This is a genomic window from Brevibacillus sp. GCM10020057, assembly GCF_042683565.1.
Classification (GTDB): Bacteria; Bacillota; Bacilli; order Brevibacillales; family Brevibacillaceae; genus Brevibacillus.
This window is the reverse complement of sequence record NZ_JBHUJW010000029.1, coordinates 1-2,683: the sequence shown is the minus strand read 5'-3', so window position 1 is coordinate 2,683 and position 2,683 is coordinate 1. Positions and strand designations below refer to the sequence as shown.

The window sequence follows — 2,683 nt, the reverse complement described above, 5'->3', positions numbered from 1 at the left end:
AACTGGACGGTCGCCGCCGCGCCAAGCTGGGGAAGCTTGTCCAGCAGGCAGGGTTCCCGCATATTAAGACTTTCGAGGGGTATGTGTATGACCATATCTCTTTCCCGAATGGCAGTAGTACAGAGTTGCTTCGGGAATTGGATTGGCTCGAACGTAAAGAGAATTTACTTTTAATGGGAGCCGTAGGCACAGGAAAAACCCATATGGCAACGGCACTGGGCGTGGAGGCTTGTCGCCGGGGCAAGGCGGTACAGTTCTACCGGGCTTCCGATTTGGTCGCTGTGCTTCAGGAAAAATTTGCTCTGGGAACAGTCAGCCGATTTCGAGAGAAATTGAAAAAGATAGATTTACTCATTCTTGATGAAGTTGGCTACGTGCCGTTCAGCCAAACCGGATCTGAGTTATTGTTTAACGTGATCGCGGATTGCTATGAGCAACAGAGTGTGATCGTTACGTCCAACCTGGAGTTTGGCCAATGGACGTCGGTGTTTGGAGACACGAAGCTCACATCGGCGCTCGTTGATCGCTTGATCCACCACGCTCATATCCTCTCATTCACGGGCGAAAGCTTCCGTTTCAAGCAGGCAATGGATAGAATTCCTCTGTAGTTACAAACGGCTGGCAAGTGCTTAGGCAATTTTGGCTGCAAAACTGAGCATTTTCTACTTGCAAAACACAGGGTGTGACGTGTTTACATTACAAAAGATGTTAAGACATAGCCAGATCGCAGTCACACAGAAATATTTAGCCATTTGGGGTAGTGCTTTGGCTTCTCAAAATGAAAAATTTAACCCTCTTAACAACATAGAGATATGAGGAGTGGACAAGCCTATGACTCCACTCCAACAATCCGATTTACAAGCATTAATCGGCAAAAAAGTCAAAGTGTTGATGGCTGGACGTTTTTATCAGCGTGTACTACATGAGGATCATCAAGGACTTTACATTCGTTACGCAAGTCATCGTGTTCCTGTCAAACCCGACTTAAATACACTCCACATTCTGTATTTTAAGGCTCTAAAGCCAAAAGGGGTGAGATAATGTCCTTAGCATTACGTCTTTGGCAAGATGACGCTTTACATGAGGAGTTACAGTCCATTACTTTACGTCATATTTCTTTGGCGAAAGAGTTTTCCGAGAAAGCCACGACAAAGGAACGCCGAAAGGAAATCATGCAAGAAATTGAAGTATTGCGCCAACAACGTGAGCAACTATTAAACCAATAAAACTATTTTCAGGGAGGAATTTAACCATGAACAATCAAACTGCATACGCTAAATTAACCTTTGCTATTTCCACGAGTATTGGTCAAGAGCAAGACATTGATCACGCTGTAAAAAGTATGGACGAAATTTCTCTTGGCAGAATTGATGGGGAGATAGTTACTTTAAAAGTTATTGGTCAATCGGTAAGATGGTATGATGATAGTGAGATTGAGGGTGAAAGATTCGGTACAGTCACATTCTTTGTATCTTCTGAATTTGAATGTGAATCTTCGGAATTGGAATTGGCGGCGTATTATCTCCTTAACGATTTAAGTGTACATGATGAACTTTATCTGGAATATCCAGATGGCATGCCGATTATGATTGAAACACATAACATTGAGATTGAATGGCATACAAAGCCAATTATTGGTATTGCATAATCAATTCTCAAGGGGAGCGGGTCAATCCGCTTCTTTTTTTTTATTTTTAATGTAGAATTGAATGAAATTCCCCTCTTTCCAATCCAACCTATAGAACCATACCCATCCAATCCGATACGTCAAAATCTCATGTAAATTAATCAGAAATTTAAGCGTAGAATTGCTTTTGGCATTAACACGTCATCAGACCGATTTTTATGGGGTAAATAGACGTTTTAATATCAAGTTAGAGTAAAAACATTACTCAAAATTAAAACGCCTAGAATGGCTTCCTAGACTGTTTGGGAATGTTTTGGTGATGTCATTGTTGAAAATTTAAGGACGAATGTAGATCGAAAAATTGGGGATAAGATACAATGTGAAGTTTGTGGCATAAGAATTGAGGCTACCAACAACAGAAAAAAATATTGTGAGACTTGTTGGAAAGAAAAACGGAGGGAATTGTGGCGAGAAAGCAAAAGAAGAAAGAGAAAATGTCCAAGTTTAGAAAATCGCTGTATCCCTTGATACATAAGGGTTTGAGCCACTTTCCAAGAAATCAAAAATTTTCACTCACCTAAAAATCCTTTATATATCAAGGTTTTTACTAATGACCTAAAAATACTAAGGGAGAATAACAGTCTAATATACAAAGCGAAGAGATTGCACCCCCAAGTGTCGTGAATGCTGGAGGGAGCATGAAAAAGAAAGAAAACGAAAAGTCTGGCATCAAATAAAATATAAATATAAAAACTAGCGTTTTTTAAAATCCATCTCTCCCCTACAGCCACAAGGGATTCAGGATTTTAGAGTCTATTTTTGTATATGGAACAAACAAAAATGACTAGCGGTTTAGAATGGTATTTATCAGAATAGGTAATACTGGTAGAAATCATAAAATGAGTCGTGAGTGTTGGAGGGAACGAGATGCTGAATTAAACAAAACCTCCATGCCTCCTCGAGCCACACCCCATCATGAAAATGGGTTTGGCTCTTTTCGTTTCTTCCCAAACTAGTGAATAACCCTGGGTGAACGAATACGTGGCTTTTTATGGT

Annotated in this window: 4 protein-coding genes; all 4 read left to right on the top strand. The window is 40.3% G+C overall.

Annotation, left to right across the window (positions count from 1 at the left end; genetic code table 11):
* On the top strand, positions 1–608 hold a 608-nt coding region (gene istB, locus ACFSO0_RS09590; RefSeq protein ID WP_376879356.1), incomplete at its 5' end, for an IS21-like element helper ATPase IstB.
* 223 nt (positions 609–831) lie between these two features.
* Positions 832–1,041, top strand: coding sequence for a hypothetical protein (locus tag ACFSO0_RS09585; protein WP_376879353.1), 210 nt, complete (start codon positions 832–834; stop codon positions 1,039–1,041).
* A complete protein-coding gene (locus ACFSO0_RS09580) occupies positions 1,041–1,226 on the top strand; it encodes a hypothetical protein (protein WP_376879351.1) in 186 nt (61 codons plus the stop codon). The genes ACFSO0_RS09585 and ACFSO0_RS09580 overlap by 1 nt, the downstream gene beginning before the upstream one ends.
* Before the next feature lie 26 nt (positions 1,227–1,252).
* Positions 1,253–1,648, top strand: a complete 396-nt coding sequence (locus tag ACFSO0_RS09575) for a hypothetical protein (protein WP_376879349.1) — start codon at positions 1,253–1,255, stop codon at positions 1,646–1,648.
* Positions 1,649–2,683 lie beyond the last annotated feature (1,035 nt).

Coding starts and splice junctions, on each gene's coding strand:
- ACFSO0_RS09585 (WP_376879353.1), top strand. CDS start 832: ATGACTCCACTCCAACAATCCGATTTACAAGCATTAATCGGCAAAAAA.
- ACFSO0_RS09580 (WP_376879351.1), top strand. CDS start 1,041: ATGTCCTTAGCATTACGTCTTTGGCAAGATGACGCTTTACATGAGGAG.
- ACFSO0_RS09575 (WP_376879349.1), top strand. CDS start 1,253: ATGAACAATCAAACTGCATACGCTAAATTAACCTTTGCTATTTCCACG.